The following is a 20,352-nucleotide window of genomic DNA, read 5'->3' as shown; positions in this document are numbered from 1 at the left end:
AGGGGATCGCCCATGGGCGAGCGCGACCTCGCGGCCGAGCAGGCGAACAAGGATCGCATCCGGGCGGCGTTCGAGTCCTGGGCGGCGGGGACGGGTGGCCCGTTCGACCTCCTCGCCGACGACGCGAGCTGGACGATCGTCGGCACCACGCCCGTGTCGGGCACCTACGAGAGCCGCCGGGCGTTCCTCGACTCCGTCGTCGCCCCGTTCAACGCCCGCATGCAGACCCCGCTGCGGCCGCGGGTGCGCGCCCTCTTCTCCGAGGGGGACTGGGTGATCGCGCTGTTCGACGCGGGTGCCACCGCCCGCGACGGCGAGCCGTACGAGAACACCTACACCTGGTACCTGCGGCTGTCCGGGGAGGCGATCGTCGAGGTGATCGCGTTCTTCGACGCGGTGGAGTTCACCGACCTCTGGAACCGCGTGGCGCCCGCCTGATGCCTCACGTGGTCTCGTCGCGGCGCCACCGGGCCGCGTAGCGCGCCTCGCGCTCGGCGCGTTCCTCCGCGTCGGCCTCCTCGCGGACGCGCTTGCTGGTGCCGCGCGGGTAGCCGGCCTTGAGGGTGCGGTGTTCGGCCGACTCGTACATGTAGGCCATCGAGTAGAACAGGCCGATCAGCGCGCCGCCGAGCACGGCGCACCCCCGCGCCCACGCCGGGCCCGGCAGCACGAGGTAGAGCACCACGAGCAGCGGGGTGAGCTGGGCGACCGCGCGGAAGAAGTGCCGGATCTGCCAGGTGCGCGTGGTGACGTCGTGCAGCACCCACTCGCGGTACTCGGGCGGGAGGCCTGCTCCGTAGGCGTACGCGAGCCAGCGCAGCGGGCCGGGACGGCGAGGAGCCACGTTTATCATCCCAACTGTTGGTGTCCCAAGTATCGTACGCTGGTCGGGTGGCCGAACCGCACCGTGACGGCGCCCACGGCGCCGCCCAGACGGGCGCCCAGGACGGCACCGACGCCGACCTGCTGCGCTTGGACCGCCAGGTCTGCTTCGCGCTCGCGGTGGCCGCGCGCAACGTGATCGCGCTCTACCGGCCGCTGCTCGAGCCGATGGGCCTCACCCACCCGCAGTACCTCGTGATGCTGGCGCTGTGGGAGCGGTCGCCCCGCTCGCTCACCGAGCTCGCCACCGTGCTCTCGTTGGACCCCGGCACGCTCTCACCGCTGCTGAAGCGGCTCGAGGCCGCCGGGCTGGTCTCGCGCGACCGGGTGCGCGGCAACGAACGCACGCTGGCGGTCGGCCTCACCGACCGCGGGCGGGCGCTGCGCGCCGAGGCGGAACGGATCCCGCCCGCGATCGTGGAACGGCTCGGCCTGCCGCTCGCCGACCTGGAGCGCCTGCGCGCCGAGCTCGACGCCGTGATCGCGGCGACCCGCACCGCGCCGGGGGACGGCGCCGGGTCCGCTCAGTCGCCGGGCGCGGTCACGGGCACGGCGCGGTGATGTCGCCGGGCGACGGCCCGTCGACGGGCGCGCTCGCCGTGACCCGGTTGCCGCACATCGCCCCCTGCCGGGCGTCCGACCCGATGCGCACCGCCTCGGCCGCGGCACCGGCGAGGGTGTTGTTCTCGACGACGTTCCCGCCGTTGTCGTAGTCGTCCTCGTCGTCGCTCTGGATCTTGATGTTCCAGCCCGCGCTGTCGGTGATCGTGTTGCCCCGCACGACGTTGCCGTGCCCGCGCAGCTCGACGTTGCTGCCGTTGAACCGCCGCGGCTCGGTGTTGGCCGAGCACTCGTTGTTCTCGAACACGTTGTCGTGCGCGTTCTCCTTGACGTCGAGGCACTCCGAGCCGAACGTCCGGATGACGTTGCCGGTGATCACGTTGTTCGAGCTGGTGTCGTTGTCGGCCATCGGCTGGTTGTCCGACTTCGGGCTCGTGCCGATGTAGACGCCCTCCCCGTTGTGGTAGGCGAAGCGCTCGTCGTCATCGTCGTCGCCGCCGGTGCGCCTGGCGCGCAGGCCGCAGTACTGGATCACCGAGTCGGCGATCGTGTTGCCGTTGGCGTTGTTGCGCAGCCGCACGCACTCGGTGCCCGCCTCGGTGAGGAACATGTCGCGGATCGTGATGCCGGTGACGTCGGTGGCCGTGTCGGCCGATCCGATGTAGATCAGCTTGCTGTCCTCGATCTGCGGCTGCACGCCGTCTTTGAACGCGTCGATCGCGCCGAGGTCGGTCGGCAGCTGCGCGCCGTCCAGCCGCTCCTGCCCGTCGATGGTGAAGCCCTCGAGGACGTAGTAGCTGTGGTCGATGTTGACGATGCGACCCGTGCCGTAGAGCACCGCCCGGTTGCGCCCGGCCGGGTCCTTGCCGGTCTCCGGGCCCCTGATCGTGATCGGCGCGCCGGGCTCGCCGTCGCGCTGCGTCGTGATCGTCTCGCGGTACTCCCCCGGCGCGAGGTTGATCACCCCGCCCGCCTCGACCTCGTCGAGCGCGGCCTGGATGGTGCGCAGCGGCGCGGCCTCCGACCCGTCGTTGGTGTCGTCGCCGGTCGGGCTGACGTAGATCTGCTGGGCCCCCGGCTCCGGGTCCGGGGGGAGGTCCGGGACCGAACCGCTCCTGCTCGGGAAGATCACGAACAGCGACAGGATCGCGATCGCGGCGATCGCCATCCCCACGATCGCGAGCGTCCGGCGGTTGTTCGGCGTGAGGGTTGGGCTCATGTGGTCCGGTGTCCGATGTCCGTGGGTCAGGGGTGGACGCAGTCTGGCGGCGCCACCCTCTTATCGGCGTGAAGCCGCGATCGCGGCTGGGCCGATGGGGTGATCTCGCAGCCGGCCGCGGTTCGCACCCGGAAGGACACGCCCCGCCACGTCCACCCGGCCGCGGTGACCGCCCGCTGGATCGGCCCCTCGACCTGCTTGCGCGAGAAGCCGTCCCGCCGGGTGCCGCAGGAGGGAAGGGAAGGCGCGATGCGGACGACGGTCGGGATGCGGGTCGCCGCGGTCGCGGGGCCGGCCGCGGTGCTGGTGGGCGCCCTCTCGGGCTGCAGGTGTCGACCTACCGGATCGCCGACGGGGAGGCGATCGCCCAACGGGCGATCCAGCTGCTCACCGAGCACGCCGGCCGGGCCCCGGACGCGGTCGAGTGCCCGGACGACCTCGACCTGGGGTCGGCTCAGACGGGCGCCCCGACCAGCAGCTGCTGCACGACGCGGTCGGCGAGCAGGCGGCCGCGCCGGGTGAGCACCGCCCGGCCCGCGGCCAGCTGCGCCGGGTCGAGCAGGCCGTCCTCGGCCGCCCCGGCCGCGGCCGCGGCGCCCGCCTCGTCGAGCAGGTCGAGCGGCAGCCCGGAGGCGAGCCGCAGCCGCAGCATCACGCGCTCGGTGTGCCGCTCGGCCTCGGTGAGCAGCTCGCGGTCGGCCTCGGGGGACTCCCCCGCGGAGAGGAGCGCCGCGTAGCGCGCCGGGTGCTTGACGTTCCACCACCGGGCCCCCGCGAGGTGGGAGTGGGCACCCGGGCCGAGGCCCCACCAGTCGCCGTCCTCCCAGTACCCGGTGTTGTGCCGGCACACCGCGTCCGGCGACGCCGCCCAGTTCGACACCTCGTACCAGGCGAAACCCGCGGCCGTGAGCCGGTCGTCGATCAGCTCGTAGCGGGCGGCGGCGACGTCGTCGTCGGGGGCGGGGAGCTCGCCGCGGGCCACCCGGCGGGCGAGCGCGGTGCCGTCCTCGACGATGAGGGAGTACGCGGACACGTGGTCGACGCCCGCCTCGAGCACGGCGTCGAGCGAGGCGCGCAGGTCGTCGTCGGTCTCGCCGGGCGTCGCGTAGATCAGGTCGAGGTTCACGTGACCGATCCCGGCGACGCGGGCCTCCCGGGCGGCGGCGACCGCGCGGCCGGGGGTGTGGCGGCGTTCCAGGACGCGCAGCACGTGCGGCGCGGCCGACTGCATGCCCAGCGACACGCGGGTGAACCCCGCCTCGGCGAGCCCCGCGAAGAACTCGGGGGAGGTCGACTCCGGGTTGGACTCGGTGGTGACCTCCGCGCCCGGCGCCAGCCCGAACGCGTCCCGGATCGCGTCCAGCACCTCACCCAGCCGGGCGGCGCCGAGCAGCGAGGGCGTGCCGCCGCCGACGAACACCGTGTCGACCGGCCGCGGGCCGACGGTGCGCACGGCCAGGTCGAGCTCCCGGCGCACGGCGGTGAACCAGCCGTCCGGGGACGCGCCGGAGCCGGCCAGCTCGGAGGGGGTGTAGGTGTTGAAGTCGCAATAGCCGCAGCGCGCCGCGCAGAACGGCACGTGGACGTAGATCCCGAAGGGCGGCACGGAGGACCAGTCTGCCAGCTCCGGGCGCGGGTCAGCGGCGCTCGTGGCCGCCGAACGCGACCGTGCCGGACCGGTGCCCCCGCCACAGCTCCGGCCGCCAGCGCTGCACCGCCTCCTCGATCGGGAGCCGCTGCCCCAGCGTGTCACCCAGGTGCAGCAGCCACCGCTGCTGCTCGCCGGGCGCCGTACCCGCCCCGAGCCCCCACGCCCCCGACAGCCCCGGGTGGCGCGCCACGGCGGCCGCGTCGGCGGGGTACAGCTCCAGCCAGACCGGCACCGCGGCCCAGACGCGCTCCAGCGGAGCCCGCCGCTCGCGCTCGAGCGCGACCTGGTTCGTCATGAGCCCGACCCCGGACAGCTCGGTCCAGGCCAGCCGCGCGATGCGCGCGCCCCGCGCGTTGCGGATCAGGATCCCCTCGTGGTCGATCACCAGGCTGCGCGGCCGCCCGCGGTGCCACCAGCCCGCCACCGCGTAGACCAGCACGATCAGCACGCCCGCGACGCCCGCGACCACCCGCACCGCCGGGGACTCCGGCCCCACGAAGAAGGACGCGATGCCGCCCGCGGCGATCAGCAGGGCGAGGGTGTGCCCGGTCCACCGGATGACGCGCCCGGTCGCGGTGCGGACCCGCAGGTCGATCTCGGTCCCGATCCGCCTCGCCCCCACGACGGAGGAGCCTAGAGCGCGACCCGCCGGTCAGGGGCCCGTTCGGCGCACCGCGTGTGAGCCCGCTCCCAGCATGCGGACACCGATGGATCGTGGACCGGACAAGTGGCACCCTTGCACCTATGCATGCGCTGACCCTGCGGCTCGTGGCGCGTCGCCACGTGGATCTGCGCCGGGTTTGCAGCGCGCTCTGTCGGTCCCGCTGATCTCGCGCCCACCGACCCACCACCTCAGCACCCAGCCCCGCCGCGGCGTCTTCGCACGCGGCTCGGCCGTGCTGCGATCCGGAGGCTTGAGCCTTGCCCCCCACCACGCCCGTGAAGCGCAAGCGCGGCGAAGGCCAGTGGAAGCTGGGCCACCGCGAGCCCCTCAACCCCAACGAGCGCACGAAGAAGGACGACGACGGGCTCAACGTCCGTGCCCGCATCGAGAACATCTACGCCAAGCGCGGCTTCGACTCGATCGACCCCGCCGACCTGCGCGGTCGGTTCCGCTGGTGGGGCCTCTACACGCAGCGCCGCCCCGGCATCGACGGCGGCCGCACGGCGACGCTGGAGCCCGAGGAGCTCGACGACCGCTACTTCATGCTGCGGGTCCGCATCGACGGCGGCGCGCTGACCACCGAGCAGCTGCGGGCCGTCGGCGAGATCAGCCAGGACCACGCCCGCGACACCGCGGACATCACCGACCGCCAGAACGTCCAGTACCACTGGATCGAGATCGAGGACGTGCCCGCGATCTGGCAGAAGCTGGAGGCGGTCGGGCTGCGCACCACCGAGGCCTGCGGCGACACGCCCCGGGTGATCCTCGGCTCGCCGCTGGCCGGGATCGCGGCCGACGAGGTCATCGACGGCACCCCGGCGATCCGGCAGATCCTCGAGCGCTACATCGGCAGCCCGGAGTTCTCGAACCTGCCGCGCAAGTTCAAGACCGCGATCTCCGGCCTGCCCGACATCGCCCACGAGGTCAACGACGTCTCGTTCGTCGGCGTCGTGCACCCCGAGCACGGGCCCGGGTTCGACCTGTGGGTGGGCGGCGGCCTGTCCACCAACCCGAAGATCGCGCAGCGGCTGGGCGCCTGGGTGCCGCTCGAGGACGTCCCGGACGTGTGGGCGGGGGTCGTCTCGATCTTCCGCGACTACGGCTACCGCAGGCTGCGCCACCGCGCCCGGCTGAAGTTCCTGGTCGCCGACTGGGGCGCCACCGAGTTCCGCCGGGTGCTGGAGGAGGAGTACCTCGGCCGCAAGCTCGTCGACGGGCCTGCGCCGCCGGTCCCCGAGCTGCCGCTCGACCACGTCGGTGTGCACAAGCAGAAGGACGGGCTCAACTACGTGGGCGCGGCCCCCGCGTCGGGCCGCGTGTCGGGCTCCACGCTGGTGGCGCTCGCGAAGGCCGCGGAGACCGCGGGGTCGCAGCGGGTCCGGCTCACGCCGCAGCAGAAGGTCGTGGTGCTCGACGTCCCCGACGAGAACGTCGAGTCGCTGTCCGCGGAGCTGGCGGGCCTCGGCCTGGAGGTCGACCCGTCGCCGTGGCGGCGCTCCACGATGGCCTGCACGGGCATCGAGTTCTGCAAGCTCGCGATCGTCGAGACCAAGCAGCGGGCGATCCGCCTGGTCGAGGACCTGGAGCAGCGCCTGGCCGACGTGAGCCCCGAGGTCCCGATCTCCATCCACCTCAACGGCTGCCCGAACGCCTGCGCGCGCACCCAGGTGGCCGACATCGGGCTCAAGGGCCAGATCGTCACCGACGCCGACGGCAACCAGGTCGAGGGCTTCCAGGTGCACCTCGGCGGCGGCCTCGGCCTCGACGCCGGGTTCGGGCGCAAGCTGCGCGGCCTGAAGGTCACCAGCGCCGAGCTGGGCGACTACGTCGAGCGCGTCGTGCGCCGGTTCGTGGCGCAGCGCGGCGAGGGCGAGCGGTTCGCGCAGTGGGTCATGCGGGCCGAGGAGGCCGACCTCAAGTGAGTGAACGAGCCGTCCCGTTCTACTGCCCCTACTGCGGGGACGAGGACCTGCGCCCGTCCGAGGCCGGGCACGGGGCCTGGTACTGCGCCGCCTGCCTGCGGACCTTCTCGCTGAAGATGATCGGTATCGGAGTCCCGGAGGTCTCCCGGTGAGCATCGCAACCGAAGTCGACCTGCGTGCGATCGCCGAACGCGGCGCGCGCGAGCTCGGCCCGCAGGCCGGCGCGCACGAGGTGCTCGCCTGGGCCGCCGAGACGTTCGACGACCGCATGATCGTGGCGTCGAACATGCAGGACGCGGTGCTCGTCGACCTGGCCGCCAAGGCCCGGCCCGGCGTGGACGTGCTGTTCCTCGACACCGGCTACCACTTCGCCGAGACGATCGGCACCCGCGACGCCGTCGGGGCCGGCTACGACGTCCGCATCGTCAACGCCACCCCGGAGCACACGGTGGCCGAGCAGGACTCGCTGCTCGGCAAGGACCTGTTCGCCCGGGACCCGAACCGGTGCTGCGCGCTGCGCAAGGTCGTGCCGCTGCAGAACGTGCTCGCGGGCTACGACGCGTGGGTCACCGGCGTGCGCCGGGTCGAGGCGCCGACCAGGGCGAACACCCCGCTCGTCACCTACGACGAGAAGTTCGGCCTCGTCAAGGTCAACCCGATCGCGGCGTGGACCGACGAGGAGATGGACGCCTACATCGCCGAGCACGGGATCCTGGTGAACCCGCTGGTCTCCGAGGGCTACCCGTCGATCGGCTGCGCCCCGTGCACCGCGAAGCCGCTGCCGGGCGCGGACAAGCGCTCGGGGCGCTGGGCGGGGACCGGCAAGATCGAATGCGGGCTGCACGCATGACCGCCACGCTGCCCGTCGCCCGGGCGTCGGCGCTGGACGCGCTGGAGGCGCTGGAGTCCGAGGCCATCCACGTCTTCCGCGAGGTCGCGGGCGAGTTCGACCGGCCGGTGATCCTGTTCTCCGGCGGCAAGGACTCCACGGTGCTGGTGCACCTGGCGGTCAAGGCGTTCGCGCCGGCGCCGGTACCGTTCCCGCTGCTGCACGTCGACACCGGGCACAACTACCCGGAGGTCATCGACTTCCGCGACCGGCTCGTCGAGCGGCTGGGGCTGCGGCTCGTCGTCGCGCACGTCCAGGACTGGATCGACGACGGCAGGCTCACCGAGCGTCCGGACGGCACCCGCAACCCGCTGCAGACCGTTCCGCTGCTCGACACGATCAACGAGCACCGCTTCGACGCCGTGTTCGGCGGCGGGCGCCGCGACGAGGAACGCGCGCGGGCCAAGGAGCGGATCATGAGCCTGCGCGACGCGTTCGGCCGCTGGGACCCGCGCAAGCAGCGTCCCGAGCTGTGGAACCTCTACAACGGCCGCCACGCCCCCGGCGAGCACGTGCGCGTGTTCCCGATCTCCAACTGGACCGAGCTCGACGTGTGGCGCTACATCAAGCGCGAGGGCATCGAGCTGCCGTCGATCTACTTCGCGCACGAGCGCGAGGTGTTCCGCCGCGACGGCATGTGGCTCGCCGAGGGCCCGTGGGGCGGGCCGCGGGGCGGCGAGGAGCTCGTGCGGAAGTCGGTGCGCTACCGCACCGTCGGCGACGGCTCGTGCACCGGGGCGATCGAGTCGACCGCCACCACGCTCGACGAGGTGATCGCCGAGGTCATGGCGTCGCGGCTCACCGAACGCGGCGCCACGCGCGCCGACGACCGGCTGAGCGAGGCCGCCATGGAGGACCGGAAGCGGGAAGGGTACTTCTGACGGTGTCCGAGGATCTGACGGCGGCCAGGGATCTGCTCCGCTTCGCCACCGCAGGCAGCGTGGACGACGGCAAGTCCACGCTCGTCGGCCGGTTGCTCTACGACACCAAGTCGGTGCTCGCCGACCAGATCGAGGCCGTGCAGCGCGCCTCGGTCGACAAGGGGCTCGCGACGCCGGACCTGTCGCTGCTGGTCGACGGCCTGCGCGCCGAGCGCGAGCAGGGCATCACGATCGACGTGGCGTACCGGTACTTCGGCACCCCGAAGCGCGAGTTCGTGCTCGCCGACACCCCCGGCCACGTCCAGTACACCCGCAACACGGTGACCGGGGCGTCCACCGCGGAGCTCGCGGTGCTGCTCGTCGACGCCCGCAACGGCGTGGTCGAGCAGACCCGCAGGCACGCGGCGGTGCTCGCGCTGCTACGCGTCCCGCGGCTCGTGCTGGCCATCAACAAGATCGACCTCGTCGACTTCGACGAGGGCGTGGTCCGCGCGATCGAGAAGGACTTCGACGAGCTGGCCCGCTCGCTCGGGTTCGCCGCCGACGCCGTGGTCACGATCCCGGTCTCGGCGCTGGACGGGGACAACGTGGTGGAGCGCTCCGCACGCACGCCCTGGTACGAGGGCCCGACACTGCTCGGGCACCTCGAGTCGGTGCCGGTCACCGGGCCCGAGGTGGACGCGCCGTTCCGCATGCCGGTGCAGTACGTGATCCGGCCGCGCACCGCCGACCGCCCCGACCTGCACGACTACCGCGGCTACGCGGGGCAGGTCGCCGCGGGCACCGTGGCGCCCGGTGACGAGGTCGTCGTGCTGCCGAGCGGCGTCCGCACCACGGTGGCGGCCGTCGAGACCGCCGACGGGCCGCTGGCGTCCGCCACGGCGGGCCGCAGCGTCACCGTGCTGCTCACCGACGACATCGACATCTCCCGCGGCGACGTGCTCGCCTCGGCGGCCGAGCCGCCCCGCGTCACCGACGAGCTGGAGGCCACCCTGTGCTGGCTCGCCGAGAAGCCGCTGCGCCCGGGCGCCCGGCTGCTGCTCAAGCACGGCACCCGCACCACGCAGGTGATCGTCGGCGCCGTCGGGGAGCGGCTGTCGCTGGACAGCGAGGTCCCGACCTGGGACCAGGCGCCCGAGGAGCTGGGGATCAACGACATCGCCCACGCCTCGCTGCGCACCGCGGACCCGCTGCCCGTCGACGCCTACGCCGACATCCGCGCCACCGGCAGCTTCCTGCTCATCGACCCGCCCACCGGCGGCACGCTCGCCGCCGGGCTGGTCGGCACACCGCTCGCGGTGGCCGGCTAGTGGGACGCGCCCCGGCGCTCGTCGCGGTTGCGCACGGCAGCCGCGACCCGCGCTCGGCCGCCACGGTGGCCGAGCTGGTCGCCGAGGTGCGCAGGCAGCGGCCGGGGTTGGACGTGCGCCTGTCCTTCCTCGACCTGTCGGCGCCGCGGCTACCGGACGTCCTCGACGCCGTCGCCGCCGACGGGCACCGCCGCGCGGTGGTCGTGCCGCTGCTGCTCGGGCACGCGTTCCACGCGAGCGTCGACGTGCCGGGAGCGGTCACGCAGGCCGCCGCCCGGCTGCCGGGCCTGGACATCGCGATCAGCCCGGTGCTGGGCGGGCACCGGGGCCTGTCGGCGGCCGCGCTGCGCCGCCTCGAGGCGGTCGCCGGTCCGCTGCACGACCCCGGGCTCGGGGTGGTGCTCGCCGCGATCGGCTCGTCGCACGCGCCCGCGAACGCCGCCGTGGCCGACGTCGTGGCGGGCTGGACCCGCCGGTTCGGCTGGCACGGCGGCGGTCCGGCGTTCGCGACGACGACCGCGCCGACGGTGTCCGATGCGGTGGCCGCGCTGAGAGCGAGCGGGGCGCGGCGGGTGGCCGTCGCGCAGTGGATCCTCGCGCCGGGCCTGTTGCCGGACCGCATCGTCCGCGACGCGACCGCGGCCGGGGCGCTCGTCGGCGCGCCGCTCGGCGCCGACCCGGACGTGGCCCGCGCGGTCCTCGCCCGCTACGACACCCGGATCGCCGCGCGGCCGATTCCGGGCCATCTCATCGCGTAAATAGCGGGCGCCGGAAAACCGCATCGCGAGAGGCTCGTCACGATTGCCGATCCGACGTATTCGCATGCGATCCGACCTGCGCTTTTGCAGAAGTCCGGACATTTGGCGGGCGATCTCGCAGCGCGGACACCGGCTTGTAGTCGATCGGACGACAACGCACGATGGAGTGGTGTCATCGACCGCGCCGCCCCGGCCGCCCGCCCGCTTCGCGGGTGGGTCGTCGATGACGACGAACCTCCTGCCGGACCTCGAACGGTTCTGGCCCTCCCGGCGTTGTCACGCGTTCGACGAGTTCTGTCGCGGCTGAGCTCCTCCCCGCTCCCGCCCGCCGCACCGATCCCGGGCCGCGCCCGCGGCCGTGTCGTCGTGCGCCCGTCTCCCTGACAGCCCCACCTCCCACCCGGAGCCCTCCTCCCCATGCGCACACTCATCGTCTTCGCCCTCGTGGGCTTCGGCGCCCAGCTCGTCGACGGCGCCCTCGGCATGGCCTACGGCGTCACGTCCACGTCGCTGCTGCTGCTCCTCGGCACGAACCCGGCCGCCGCCAGCGCCTCGGTGCACCTCGCCGAGGTCGGCACGACGATCGCGGCGGGTGCGTCGCACTGGCGCTTCGGCAACGTGGACTGGAAGCTGGTCCTGCGCCTCGGCGTGCCCGGCGCGATCGGCGCCTTCCTCGGCGCCACCGTGCTGTCGGCGCTGTCCACCGAGGACGCCGCGCCGTACATGGCGGGCGTGTTGCTCGCGCTCGGCGTCTACATCCTCGTGCGGTTCTCGGTGCGGCCGCCGCGGGTGTCGAAGGAGCGCACCTCGCCGCACCGCTCCCGGTTCCTCTCCCCGCTGGGCCTGATCGCGGGCTTCGTCGACGCGTCCGGCGGCGGCGGGTGGGGCCCGGTGGCCACGCCGGCGCTGCTCACCGCGGGCAAGACCGCCCCGCGCACCGTGGTCGGTTCGGTCGACACGTCGGAGTTCCTCGTCGCCGTCGCCGCGAGCATCGGGTTCTTCGTCGGGCTCGGCTCGGAGGTGCTCGACCCCTACACGGTCGGCGGGCTCCTGCTCGGCGGCGTGCTCGCCGCGCCGGTGGCCGCGTGGCTGGTCACGAAGATCCCCTCGACGGTGCTCGGCACCGCGGTCGGCGGCCTGATCGTCCTGACCAACACCCGCACGATCCTGCGCGCGCTCGACGTGGCCGACAGCGCCCGCACCGTCGTCTACCTGGTGGTCGTGGGCGTCTGGGTCGCCGCGGTGGCCATCGCCGTGGCGAAGCTGCGGCAGGTGGCCGCCGAGGAGCCCGCCGAGGCCACCGCCGGCTCCGAGCCGACCCCCACCGTCGTGCGGGACTGAGAGGGCGGCGGGTGCTCACCCGACGCAGGGACCGGGACAACGGCCGGGACGCGAGCGACCGCTGTTGCGCGGCGCGCTCCCGTCCCGGCCCGTCCCACCCCGTCGAGGAGGCACCCGTGTCCAGCCCCGCCCGTGACGCCGTCCGCCGCTCCGTCGCCGAGCGCCTGCTGAACTCCCTCGAGGAGCTGGTGCGCCGCCACCGCGCCCTCGGGCTGCACGCCGCCGAGGAGTCGGCCCTGCACGCCGAGCTCATCGCGGCCGAGGTCGCGCACGAGCTGGCGCTGGCCCGCAGCGCGCTGCACCGGCACCCGCCGCGGCGCTGATCGACCCACCGCGACCACGCCGAGGACGCCCCGCTGATCGTCGGCCAGATCCGCGCCCTGCTCGAGGCCGGGTCGAGGCGCTGACGTCCGACCGACGCGGCGGGTCGACCCGACACGCGGTTCACTGAAGATCTCTTTCGGGTGAATCGTGACCCCGATCGGTCCGGCTCGTTGCACCACGTGCGGGCGTCGGTGGCTCGGCCAACCGGCCGAGGGGAACGTGTCGATCGGGTGGAGATGACGGTGCGCAGTGCCACGCTGGTCCGTACCGCGCTGGCGGGTGCGGTCGTCGGCCTGATCGCCGTCGGACTCACGGCCCCCGCGCTGGCGGGGTCGGACGACGACTGCGCCGACCCCGGCGCGATCGAGGCCCTGCTGTCCGACCGTTCCTGCCCCGAGGAGCCGCGCGAGCGCGCGCTGGGCAACCTGCTCAACCCGCAGTTCCCGGACTTCCCCGACTTCCCCGGCCTCGACGACGAAGACGACGACGAGGACGAGGACGAAGAGGACGAGGACGAAGAGGACGAGGACGAAGAGGACGAGGACGAAGAGGACGAGGACGAAGAGGAGGAGCCGGACTCCGACGAGTCGCGCGACGAGCAGGAGTCGGCGGACGAGGACGCCGCCGCGGCGTCCGATGAGGAGTCCGATGAGGAGTCCGACGAGGACACGACCGTCGTCGCCGCCACCACCCCGCCGACGCCCCGCCCGACGCGGAAGGCGCCGGTGACGGACGCGGGGGCCGGGGCCGCCGTCGGGGCCGCGGTGCTGCCCGGCGTCGGGGACGCGGTCGACCGCGAGGACTCCCGCGGCCTCGACTGGACCGGCGCCCTCGCCGCGCCGCCCACCGCGCCCGCCGAGGAGCCGCGGCCGCCGGTCGCCCCACCCGCGCCGCCGCCGCCCGCGCCCGCCCCCGGGGAGGGGGAGCACACGGGCGAGCTGGCCGCCGTCGCGTTCGCCACGTCGTTCCCGTCCCCGGTCGAGGCGCGCTGGCACCTCGGCGCGGTGCTGCCGAGCCTGGCTCTCACGCTGCTGCTGCTCGCCGCGCTCGCCCTGCCCGTCGGCCTGCTCAACCGCGCGGCCGCCGAGGAGCCCGGCCGGATCGAGGCCCTGCTGGCGCGGCTGCGCGTCCCGCCCGGGGGTGAGCGGCCTGCCCCAGTCGCGTTCCTCGCCGCCGTCGCGATCACGGCGCTCGCCGGCGCCGTGATGCTCGGGTTCCTCACGCCCGCGTTCCCCTTCGACGCGTCCGCACCGGCCCTGCTGGTCGGGCTCGCGGTCGCGTTCGTCCTCGTCACGGCCGCCCAGCAGGGCACGCAGCTGCTGTACGTGGCCCGGTGGTGGGGCGTGCGCTGCCACGTCGGCCCGGTCCCCGGGTTCCTGCTGCTCGGCGCAGTCGGCGTGGTGCTCTCCCGGGCGCTCGGGCTCGAGCCGGGGCTCGTGCTCGGCACCCTGATCGCGTTCCGCACCGCCCGCCCGCTGCGCGAGGACGAGGAAGGGCCCGCCGTCGCCCTCGCCGCGACCGCCCTCACCGCCCTCGGCGGCGCGGCCTGGATCGTGCGCGAGCCGCTCGTCGCCCTGGCCGGCGAGCCGGGCACGTTCCTCCCCGACACCGTCGCCACCGCGTTGACGGCCACCGCGGTCAGCTCCGCGGCCAACCTGCTGTTCGCGCTCGTGCCGCTGTCGTTCCTGCCCGGCGCCGCCCTGCTGCGCTGGTCCCCCGGCCTGTGGGCGCTGTTCGCCTGCATCGGCGGCTTCGCGTTCGTGCACCTCGCGATCCGCCCCTCGTCCGACGCCCTCGGCGGGGGCGCGGGCGCGCTCGGCGTGCTGCTGGGCGTCTACCTGCTCGGGGCGGCGGCCCTGTGGGCGTGGCTGCGGCGGGGCTCGTGGACGCGGCAGGCGGCGCAGCAGGGGACGGCCGGCTGAGGCACGCCTCCCGGCTCGGGTGCCGTCGTGGGGCGGCTTCCCGGTGGCGGCCTGCCGGTCGGTTCCGCGGAACCGACCGCGGGCGCGACCGGAGCCGAGAGCGTCGTTCCGCGGGACCCGATGATTCGGCGGCCGGTGCGCGTGCCCGATCGCCCCGCCGGTCCCTGCCGCTCGCCCGCCCGGTTCCGCTGCGCTCGAGGGCGGGTTCTGCAGAACCCGCGGTGAGACCGCTGGCCGTCGGCCGGCCTACGCCGAGGTCAGGCGTACGCGCGGCGCGCGGCCGCCGACACCCCGCCGATGGCCCAGTCGTCGGGCTGCACGGGGATGGCCTCGCCGTGCACGAGGCGCCGGTCCACGCCGAGCACGTCGACGATCAGGTCGGTGAGCGCGCCCAGGAGCCTGCGCCGCACCTCGGCGGGCTGGTCGGCGAACACGACGGCGGTGAAGTAGGGGGCCGACCGGCCGTCGGCCGGGATGCCGCCGTTGGCCCACAGCTCGGGGCGGTGGAGCGTGACGTGGGCGCGCACGCGGTCCCGCGGCACCCCGGTGACCTCGGCGTAGCGGGTGCTCATCGCGACGAGCAGCTCCGCGTGCTGGGACGGGGTGTGCAGCCCCTCGACGAGGTGGACTTCCAGGACCGGCATGCGCACACCGTAGGGAGCCGCCGGGGGGCGAACAAGATCCGTGCCGCCGCGGTCAGGCGGACGGCACCTCCACGACGACGGGCTGCTCCCGCTCCCAGGCGAGGAAGCGCTCGGTCTCGGCGAGGAAGGTGCCGCCCAGCCACAGCGCGATGACGCCGTCGTCGACGAAGCCCAGCAGCGGCAGGAGCACCTCGGGCACCGCGTCGACCGGCGAGACCAGGTAGGCCAGCGCCAGCACGATCAGCCCGAGCCGGGCCTTGGACAGGGCGGGGTAGCGGCCGGAGAAGGCGTTGGCCAGCATGCGCGGGAGGGCGCGCAGCCGCTCGCCCAGGTCAGGCGTGCCCGGGCGCCGCGACTGCGCGATCGCGCGCCACAGTGCCGTGAACGCCGCGATTCGACGCGGCCCGATTTTCGCCACGGCCGTTTCAACGCGCGCGGGGCCCGCGGAGTTCCCGCCCGGATGCCCGGACCGGGTACGGTGCCACCCACCTCACAGGGACCTGCGGGGGCGCGGTCTACTGTTCCCGCCAGAGCACCCACGTCCGTGAATCCCGGGGGACTTCCGATGGGCCTCATCTCGCGCGCCGGCGCGGCGGCCGTCCTCGTCACCGCGATCGGCGGCGTGTTGCTCGGATGCGGCGGTTCCTCGGTGGCCGACGCCGACGCACCCGACCCCACCCGCAGGGCCCCCGCCCCGCAGAGCCCGTTCTGCGCCGCGGCGCAGGCCAACCTGGAGGCGATCCGCCCGCTCAACGGCCTCGTGGCGCGGGGCCAGGTGGCCCCCGAGGAGCTGGAGCGGAGCGTCGCCGCGGTCCGCAGGTCCGGGCAGGACATGGTGTACTCCGCCCCGAACGAGATCCGCACGGACGTGGAGCGCACGGTGCAGGCCCTCGACCTGCAGCTGGACGCGCTCGTCGCCAGCGGGGGCGACCAGTCGGCGCTCTCGCGCGACCCCGAGCTGGCCAACCGCCTCAACTCCCCCGAGTTCACCGGGGCCGGTGAGCGCGTGCGCACCTACGTCGAGCGCAACTGCACGACGGGCGCGACGACCACCCGCCGCTGACCCCCGTCGGACCCGCCGGCTCCCCGTCCCTCCCGGCCGCACCTTGTCGTATCGACTATCACGATATATCGTGATGGCACACAAGCTAGTCCGATGGCTCACGAGTGACACAGGAGATGGACATGGACGAGCAGCACACCCCCTGGTTCGGATTCCGCGGCAGGCGTGGACCGCGGCGAGGGCCGTTCCACCCGGACGGGCCGCCGTTCGCGGGTCCGGGCGAGGGCCAGGAGCCCCCGCGCGGGCACCGCCACCGCAGGCACCCGTTCGGCCCCGGCTTCGGCCCGCCGTTCGGGCCCGGCATGCGCGGCTTCCCCGGCCCGCGGCCCAGGCGCGGCCGCCGGACGGCGCGCGGGGACATCCGCATCGCGGTGCTCGCGCTGGTCGCGGAGCGGCCGCGGCACGGCTACGAGATCATCCAGGAGATCGCCGAGCGCACCGGCGGCCTCTGGCGGCCGAGCCCCGGATCGGTCTACCCGACGCTCTCCCAGCTGGAGGACGAGGGCCTGGTGCGCGTCGAGCAGGCCGAGGGCCGGCGCGTCGTGCACCTCACCGAGGAGGGCACGCGGTACGTCGACGAGCACCGCACCGAGCTCGACGCCGTGTGGGCGTCGGTCGGCCGCGACCCCGACGACGAGGACGTCACCGAGCTGTGGGAACAGCTGGGCCAGCTGCACGCGGCCGCGGCGCAGGTGATGGCCGCCGGCACGCCCGAGCAGATCGCGACGGCCACCACCACGATCACCGAGGCCCGCAAGGCGATCTACCGCCTGCTGGCCGAGTAGGAGCCGCTCAGGCGCGGACCGCGGGCAGCCCCGGGACGAAGTCGGGGTCGACCTGTGCGGCCAGGTCGGCCCCGACCGCACGGTTGGCCCAGGCCGCCGCGTTGCGCAGGTGGAACTCCACCGTGCCGCGGTGGTAGGCCACCCAGTCCCGCTCGCACGCGTCGAGCGCGGCGAGCACCGCGTCGAGCACGGCGAGGTTCTCCGGCTCGAGCGTGCCGACCGGCGCCACCGCGCCCCGCTCCGCCGCACGCACCCACGCCGACTGGCCGAACCACCCGAGCAGCGCGTCGCCGACCTGTTCGCGCAGGTAGGCGGCATCCTCGGCGTCGGCCACCTTGTTGCCGAGCACCCGCAGCCGCACGCCGTGGCCGCGGGCGTGCTCGGCGTACTGCCGGTACACGCCGACCCCGCGCCGGGTGGGCTCGCTGACGAGCACGGTCAGGTCGAACCGCGTGAACAGGCCGGAGGCGAACGCGTCGGCGCCCGCGGTCATGTCGACCACGATGTACTCGCCCGGGCCGTCGACGAGGTGGTTGAGGTACAGCTCCACGGCGCCGGTCTTCGAGTGGTAGCAGGACACGCCGATGTCGGCCTCGTCGAACTCCCCCGTCACCAGGAAGCGCACGCCGCCCGCCACCGCGGAGTAGCGGGCCAGCAGCTCGCCCTCGGGATCGAGGTCGAGCAGGCGCGACCCGCGGCCGGGCGGCGTCGTCTTGATCATCGCGTCCGCGCTGGGGATCCGCGGGTTGCTGCCCCGCAGGTGGTCCTTGAGCCACTTCAGGTCGGAGCCGAGCGCGCGAGGCGGCGGGCCGTCGTGGCCCAGCGCCTGGCCGAGGTGCTGGTTGATGTCCGCGTCGATGGCGAGAACCGGCTTGCCGAGCTCGGCCAGGTACCGGCTGAACACCGCCGCCGATGTCGTCTTCCCGCTGCCGCCCTTGCCGACGAACGCGATCCGCACGCCGCCTCCTGTCGCCTGTCCCGAATGTTGGCGCAGATGATAATCATTGCCACTATCGGGTGAGCGGGGCGGGTCCCGGGCTGTCGATCACAGGTTTCAGCTGGTGGCGCGCTTGCGCGCCTCGGCGCGCCGGGCGGCCAGGACCGCGCGCAGCGGCGGCACGACGACGCCCTCGGCCGCCATCTTCCGCCGGGCCCGGCTGCGCGACACGAGCACGCCGCAGAGCCCGATCGCCCACACCGCGTACTGCACGGTCCACGCCACGCGGAACGACTCGGGCGTGTAGCCGCCCGGCCCGGCGATCTCCAGCACCACCCCGACGGCCAGCGAGACGGCGAGGGTCGCGGAGAAACCCGCCATGTTGATGATCCCGACCGCGGTGCCCTGCCGGTGGTGGGGGTTGAACGTGCGCGCGTAGTCGAAACCGATCATCGAGGTCGGCCCGCCCAGCGCCAGCACGACCACGAGCACGCACAGCAGCCACGTCGGCGCGGGCGGCGGGAGGACGAGCACGGCCGTCCAGACGGCGGCCGTCACGGCCAACACCGAGAGCACGAGCCACGACCGGCGCAGCGGGTGCCGGGCGGTGAACTCGCCGAACAGCGGCCCGGCGACGATCCCGGCCACGACGAGCAGGGTGAGCATCGCGCTCGCCTCGCCCGGCGTGAACCCCTGGCCCGCCACCAGGTACGGAACGCCCCACATCAGCGCGAAGACCTGGCCGGAGAACTGGGTGCCCAGGTGCGTCCAGAAGCCCAACCGGGTGCCCGGCTCCCGCCACGAGCTGACCAGCCCGTGCAGCACCTCGCGCGGCGACGGCGCGCGCGGCGGGACGGGCGCCCCCGGCGGCCGGTCGCGCACGACGGCGAGCGCCGCGAGCCCCACCGCCAACCCGAGGGCAGCGGCCGAGATGAACGCGGGCGTCCAGCCGGGCCCGTGCAGCACCGCGGCGAGCGGCACGGCGGACAGCACCTGACCGAGCTGCCCGATCAGGCCGGTCAGCTGGGTCATCAGCGGCACGCGCCGCGGCGGGAACCAGGCCGTGACGACCGAGAGCGCGCTGATGAACGTGAGCGCGTCACCGGCCCCGACGAGCACGCGCGCGAGGATCGCGAGCGGGAGCTCGGTGGCGACGGCCATCACGAGCTGGCCCGCGGCCATCGTGATCGCGCCGACGACGATGAGCCGCCGGGCGCCGAACCGGTCGAGCAGCACGCCGACCGGGATCTGCAGGCTCGCGTAGACCACGAGCTGCAGCACCACGAAGCCGGCGAGCGCCGCGGGCGCCGCGTGGAAGCGGTCGGCGGCGTCGAGGCCCGCCACGCCGAACGACGTGCGGTGCATCACGCCCACCAGGTACGCGGTCAATGCGACCGACCAGACGACCCAGGGGCGATGATGCGTTTTCATCTCGCCCCATGGTGCCCCGCGGCGTGCGGAAACGGGATGCTGTGCGGGCAGACTCACGTTGCACGGAGGAGATGTGCGTTGGGCGGGGCCGGGGTGGCCCCGTCGAGAGGCGGAGGTGTGCCGTGCTGGATCCGGCCGGTCTGTACGAGGTGGCGCCCGATGCGCCACACCTGGACGAACCCGTGCTGCTCGTGGCGCTGGACGGGTTCGTGGACGCGGGCAACGCGGCCCGGCTGGCGGTGGAGGCCCTCGTGGAGGGCCGAGAGCCACGCCTGGTGGCGCGCTTCGACGTCGACCAGCTCGTCGACTACCGGTCCCGTCGCCCACCGCTGAGGTTCGAGACCGACCACTGGGCCGCCTACAGCAAGCCGGAGCTGGACGTCGTCGCGCTCACCGACACGGCGGACACCGGTTACCTGCTGCTCTCCGGCCCCGAGCCGGACATGCAGTGGGAGCGGTTCTGCGCGGCCGTCGAGCAGATCGTGCGCAGGTTCGGGATCCGGCTGGTCATCAACATGACCGCGATCCCGATGGCGGTGCCGCACACCCGCCCGATCGGCGTCACCGTGCACGGGACGCGCCCCGAGCTGACCGAGGGCCACGAGGCGTGGTTCGCCACGGCGCACGTGCCGGGCAGCGCCGTCGGCCTGATGGAATACCGGCTCGGCGAGGCCGGGCTGGACGCGATGGGCTTCGCCGTGCACGTGCCGCACTACCTCGCGCGAGCGGAGTACCCGCAGGCGGCACGGGTGCTGCTGGACCACGTCGGCCTCGCCGCGGGGCTGTACCTGCCCACCGAGAGCGTCACCAAGGCCGCCGAGCGCATCGAGGCGGAGATCGCCGAGCAGGTGGCCGGCTCGGAGGAGGTGCGGCAGGTCGTCGAGGCGCTCGAGCGGCAGTACGACATGGTCGCCTCGGGCCGCGCCGAGCGGTCGAGCATGGGGTTGTCGGGCGAGCTGCCCAGCGCCGACGAGCTCGCCGCCGAGGTGGAGCGGTTCCTGCGCGGGGAGGACGAGGGCAACGGCTGAGTCACCAGCGGGTTGCGGATCACCGGCTGCGGTGGCGGCGCAGGCCTGTGGCCATGATCATGGGGGCTCCCATCGCCGCAGATGGTGCGCGTAACGAGCCGGTCGCCTTTCGGCCTCACGAGTTGCGGAACACGCCCTGC

Annotated in this window: 22 protein-coding genes; 14 read left to right on the top strand and 8 right to left on the bottom strand. The window is 74.1% G+C overall.

Annotated elements, in window-relative coordinates; translation table 11 throughout:
- Positions 1 to 12 precede the first annotated feature (12 nt).
- Positions 13 to 438 carry a nuclear transport factor 2 family protein gene (locus tag VKZ81_RS17920; RefSeq protein WP_324242730.1) on the top strand — a complete coding sequence of 142 codons (426 nt, stop codon included), beginning with the start codon at positions 13 to 15 and terminating at the stop codon, positions 436 to 438.
- A 4-nt stretch (positions 439 to 442) separates the two neighbouring features.
- Here the strand turns inward: VKZ81_RS17920 and VKZ81_RS17915 are convergent, their stop codons facing one another.
- On the bottom strand, positions 443 to 853 hold the full coding sequence (locus VKZ81_RS17915; protein ID WP_324242729.1) for a DUF5313 family protein: 411 nt from the start codon (positions 851 to 853) through the stop codon (positions 443 to 445).
- A 110-nt stretch (positions 854 to 963) separates the two neighbouring features.
- Here VKZ81_RS17915 and VKZ81_RS17910 point away from each other — a divergent pair, with 110 nt between their 5' ends.
- Positions 964 to 1,443 carry a MarR family winged helix-turn-helix transcriptional regulator gene (locus tag VKZ81_RS17910; RefSeq protein ID WP_324242739.1) on the top strand — a complete coding sequence of 160 codons (480 nt, stop codon included), beginning with the start codon at positions 964 to 966 and terminating at the stop codon, positions 1,441 to 1,443.
- On the opposite strand, the gene VKZ81_RS17905 is transcribed toward VKZ81_RS17910, so the two are convergent.
- The 3 genes from VKZ81_RS17905 to VKZ81_RS17895 form a co-directional block, all read right to left on the bottom strand.
- A complete protein-coding gene (locus VKZ81_RS17905) occupies positions 1,424 to 2,662 on the bottom strand; it encodes a DUF1565 domain-containing protein (protein WP_324242728.1) in 1,239 nt (412 codons plus the stop codon). The genes VKZ81_RS17910 and VKZ81_RS17905 overlap by 20 nt on opposite strands.
- A gap of 454 nt (positions 2,663 to 3,116) precedes the next feature.
- Positions 3,117 to 4,268 (bottom strand): radical SAM family heme chaperone HemW, encoded by a 1,152-nt coding sequence (hemW, locus tag VKZ81_RS17900; protein WP_324242727.1) that lies wholly within the window; start codon positions 4,266 to 4,268, stop codon positions 3,117 to 3,119.
- A 31-nt stretch (positions 4,269 to 4,299) separates the two neighbouring features.
- Positions 4,300 to 4,935: a hypothetical protein gene (locus VKZ81_RS17895; protein ID WP_324242726.1), complete on the bottom strand. Its 636-nt coding sequence runs from the start codon at positions 4,933 to 4,935 to the stop codon at positions 4,300 to 4,302.
- A gap of 299 nt (positions 4,936 to 5,234) precedes the next feature.
- Between VKZ81_RS17895 and VKZ81_RS17890 the strand changes: the two genes are divergently transcribed.
- The 9 genes from VKZ81_RS17890 to VKZ81_RS17850 all read left to right on the top strand — a co-directional run bounded on the left by VKZ81_RS17890 (position 5,235) and on the right by VKZ81_RS17850 (position 14,324).
- Positions 5,235 to 6,899: a nitrite/sulfite reductase gene (locus tag VKZ81_RS17890; protein ID WP_324242725.1), complete on the top strand. Its 1,665-nt coding sequence runs from the start codon at positions 5,235 to 5,237 to the stop codon at positions 6,897 to 6,899.
- A complete protein-coding gene (locus tag VKZ81_RS17885) occupies positions 6,896 to 7,051 on the top strand; it encodes a PDDEXK family nuclease (RefSeq protein ID WP_324242724.1) in 156 nt (51 codons plus the stop codon). The genes VKZ81_RS17890 and VKZ81_RS17885 overlap by 4 nt, the downstream gene beginning before the upstream one ends.
- Entirely contained in the window at positions 7,048 to 7,749 is a 702-nt protein-coding gene (locus VKZ81_RS17880) for a phosphoadenylyl-sulfate reductase (protein ID WP_324242723.1), read from the top strand. Before VKZ81_RS17885 ends, VKZ81_RS17880 begins: the two co-directional genes overlap by 4 nt.
- On the top strand, positions 7,746 to 8,669 hold the full coding sequence (gene cysD, locus VKZ81_RS17875) for a sulfate adenylyltransferase subunit CysD (protein ID WP_324242722.1): 924 nt from the start codon (positions 7,746 to 7,748) through the stop codon (positions 8,667 to 8,669). The genes VKZ81_RS17880 and cysD overlap by 4 nt, the downstream gene beginning before the upstream one ends.
- Positions 8,670 to 8,671: 2 nt before the next feature.
- Positions 8,672 to 9,979: a sulfate adenylyltransferase subunit 1 gene (locus VKZ81_RS17870; protein WP_324242721.1), complete on the top strand. Its 1,308-nt coding sequence runs from the start codon at positions 8,672 to 8,674 to the stop codon at positions 9,977 to 9,979.
- Complete coding sequence (locus VKZ81_RS17865) at positions 9,979 to 10,737, top strand: sirohydrochlorin chelatase (protein ID WP_324242720.1); 759 nt, start codon at positions 9,979 to 9,981, stop codon at positions 10,735 to 10,737. Before VKZ81_RS17870 ends, VKZ81_RS17865 begins: the two co-directional genes overlap by 1 nt.
- A 417-nt stretch (positions 10,738 to 11,154) precedes the next feature.
- Complete coding sequence (locus VKZ81_RS17860; RefSeq protein ID WP_324242719.1) at positions 11,155 to 12,078, top strand: sulfite exporter TauE/SafE family protein; 924 nt, start codon at positions 11,155 to 11,157, stop codon at positions 12,076 to 12,078.
- 116 nt (positions 12,079 to 12,194) lie between these two features.
- Positions 12,195 to 12,401 (top strand): hypothetical protein, encoded by a 207-nt coding sequence (locus tag VKZ81_RS17855; protein ID WP_324242718.1) that lies wholly within the window; start codon positions 12,195 to 12,197, stop codon positions 12,399 to 12,401.
- Between the two features lie 243 nt (positions 12,402 to 12,644).
- The gene (locus tag VKZ81_RS17850) at positions 12,645 to 14,324 is read left to right on the top strand and encodes a hypothetical protein (RefSeq protein WP_324242717.1); all 1,680 of its coding nucleotides are present in this window, start codon (positions 12,645 to 12,647) and stop codon (positions 14,322 to 14,324) included.
- 257 nt (positions 14,325 to 14,581) lie between these two features.
- Here VKZ81_RS17850 and VKZ81_RS17845 read toward each other — a convergent pair whose 3' ends face one another.
- Positions 14,582 to 14,968, bottom strand: a complete 387-nt coding sequence (locus VKZ81_RS17845) for a tautomerase family protein (RefSeq protein WP_324242716.1) — start codon at positions 14,966 to 14,968, stop codon at positions 14,582 to 14,584.
- Between the two features lie 52 nt (positions 14,969 to 15,020).
- Positions 15,021 to 15,386, bottom strand: a complete 366-nt coding sequence (locus VKZ81_RS17840) for a YkvA family protein (RefSeq protein WP_324242715.1) — start codon at positions 15,384 to 15,386, stop codon at positions 15,021 to 15,023.
- A 147-nt stretch (positions 15,387 to 15,533) separates the two neighbouring features.
- On the opposite strand from VKZ81_RS17840, the gene VKZ81_RS17835 reads away from it, so the two are divergent.
- Entirely contained in the window at positions 15,534 to 16,031 is a 498-nt protein-coding gene (locus VKZ81_RS17835) for a hypothetical protein (protein ID WP_324242714.1), read from the top strand.
- A 122-nt stretch (positions 16,032 to 16,153) separates the two neighbouring features.
- Positions 16,154 to 16,816 carry a PadR family transcriptional regulator gene (locus VKZ81_RS17830; RefSeq protein WP_324242713.1) on the top strand — a complete coding sequence of 221 codons (663 nt, stop codon included), beginning with the start codon at positions 16,154 to 16,156 and terminating at the stop codon, positions 16,814 to 16,816.
- A 7-nt stretch (positions 16,817 to 16,823) separates the two neighbouring features.
- On the opposite strand, the gene VKZ81_RS17825 is transcribed toward VKZ81_RS17830, so the two are convergent.
- Together VKZ81_RS17825 and VKZ81_RS17820 are read right to left on the bottom strand one after the other, a co-directional pair.
- Positions 16,824 to 17,774 (bottom strand): ATP-binding protein, encoded by a 951-nt coding sequence (locus tag VKZ81_RS17825; protein ID WP_324242712.1) that lies wholly within the window; start codon positions 17,772 to 17,774, stop codon positions 16,824 to 16,826.
- 96 nt (positions 17,775 to 17,870) lie between these two features.
- The gene (locus VKZ81_RS17820; protein WP_324242711.1) at positions 17,871 to 19,184 is read right to left on the bottom strand and encodes an MFS transporter; all 1,314 of its coding nucleotides are present in this window, start codon (positions 19,182 to 19,184) and stop codon (positions 17,871 to 17,873) included.
- A 122-nt stretch (positions 19,185 to 19,306) separates the two neighbouring features.
- Here VKZ81_RS17820 and VKZ81_RS17815 point away from each other — a divergent pair, with 122 nt between their 5' ends.
- Complete coding sequence (locus VKZ81_RS17815; protein ID WP_324242710.1) at positions 19,307 to 20,212, top strand: proteasome assembly chaperone family protein; 906 nt, start codon at positions 19,307 to 19,309, stop codon at positions 20,210 to 20,212.
- Positions 20,213 to 20,352: the final 140 nt, after the last annotated feature.

Source organism: Pseudonocardia sp. (assembly GCF_035305885.1).
Lineage (GTDB): Bacteria > Actinomycetota > Actinomycetes > Mycobacteriales > Pseudonocardiaceae > Pseudonocardia.
The sequence above is the reverse complement of the archived record's forward strand: the minus strand, read 5'-3'. Positions and strand labels throughout refer to the sequence as shown.

Bases quoted from the DNA above. Each gene is read 5' to 3' on its own strand.
- VKZ81_RS17920 (WP_324242730.1), top strand. From the start codon at position 13: ATGGGCGAGCGCGACCTCGCGGCCGAGCAGGCGAACAAGGATCGCATC.
- VKZ81_RS17915 (WP_324242729.1), bottom strand. From the start codon at position 853: ATGATAAACGTGGCTCCTCGCCGTCCCGGCCCGCTGCGCTGGCTCGCG.
- VKZ81_RS17905 (WP_324242728.1), bottom strand. From the start codon at position 2,662: ATGAGCCCAACCCTCACGCCGAACAACCGCCGGACGCTCGCGATCGTG.
- cysD (WP_324242722.1), top strand. From the start codon at position 7,746: ATGACCGCCACGCTGCCCGTCGCCCGGGCGTCGGCGCTGGACGCGCTG.
- VKZ81_RS17860 (WP_324242719.1), top strand. From the start codon at position 11,155: ATGCGCACACTCATCGTCTTCGCCCTCGTGGGCTTCGGCGCCCAGCTC.
- VKZ81_RS17845 (WP_324242716.1), bottom strand. From the start codon at position 14,968: ATGCCGGTCCTGGAAGTCCACCTCGTCGAGGGGCTGCACACCCCGTCC.
- VKZ81_RS17835 (WP_324242714.1), top strand. From the start codon at position 15,534: ATGGGCCTCATCTCGCGCGCCGGCGCGGCGGCCGTCCTCGTCACCGCG.
- VKZ81_RS17830 (WP_324242713.1), top strand. From the start codon at position 16,154: ATGGACGAGCAGCACACCCCCTGGTTCGGATTCCGCGGCAGGCGTGGA.
- VKZ81_RS17820 (WP_324242711.1), bottom strand. From the start codon at position 19,184: ATGAAAACGCATCATCGCCCCTGGGTCGTCTGGTCGGTCGCATTGACC.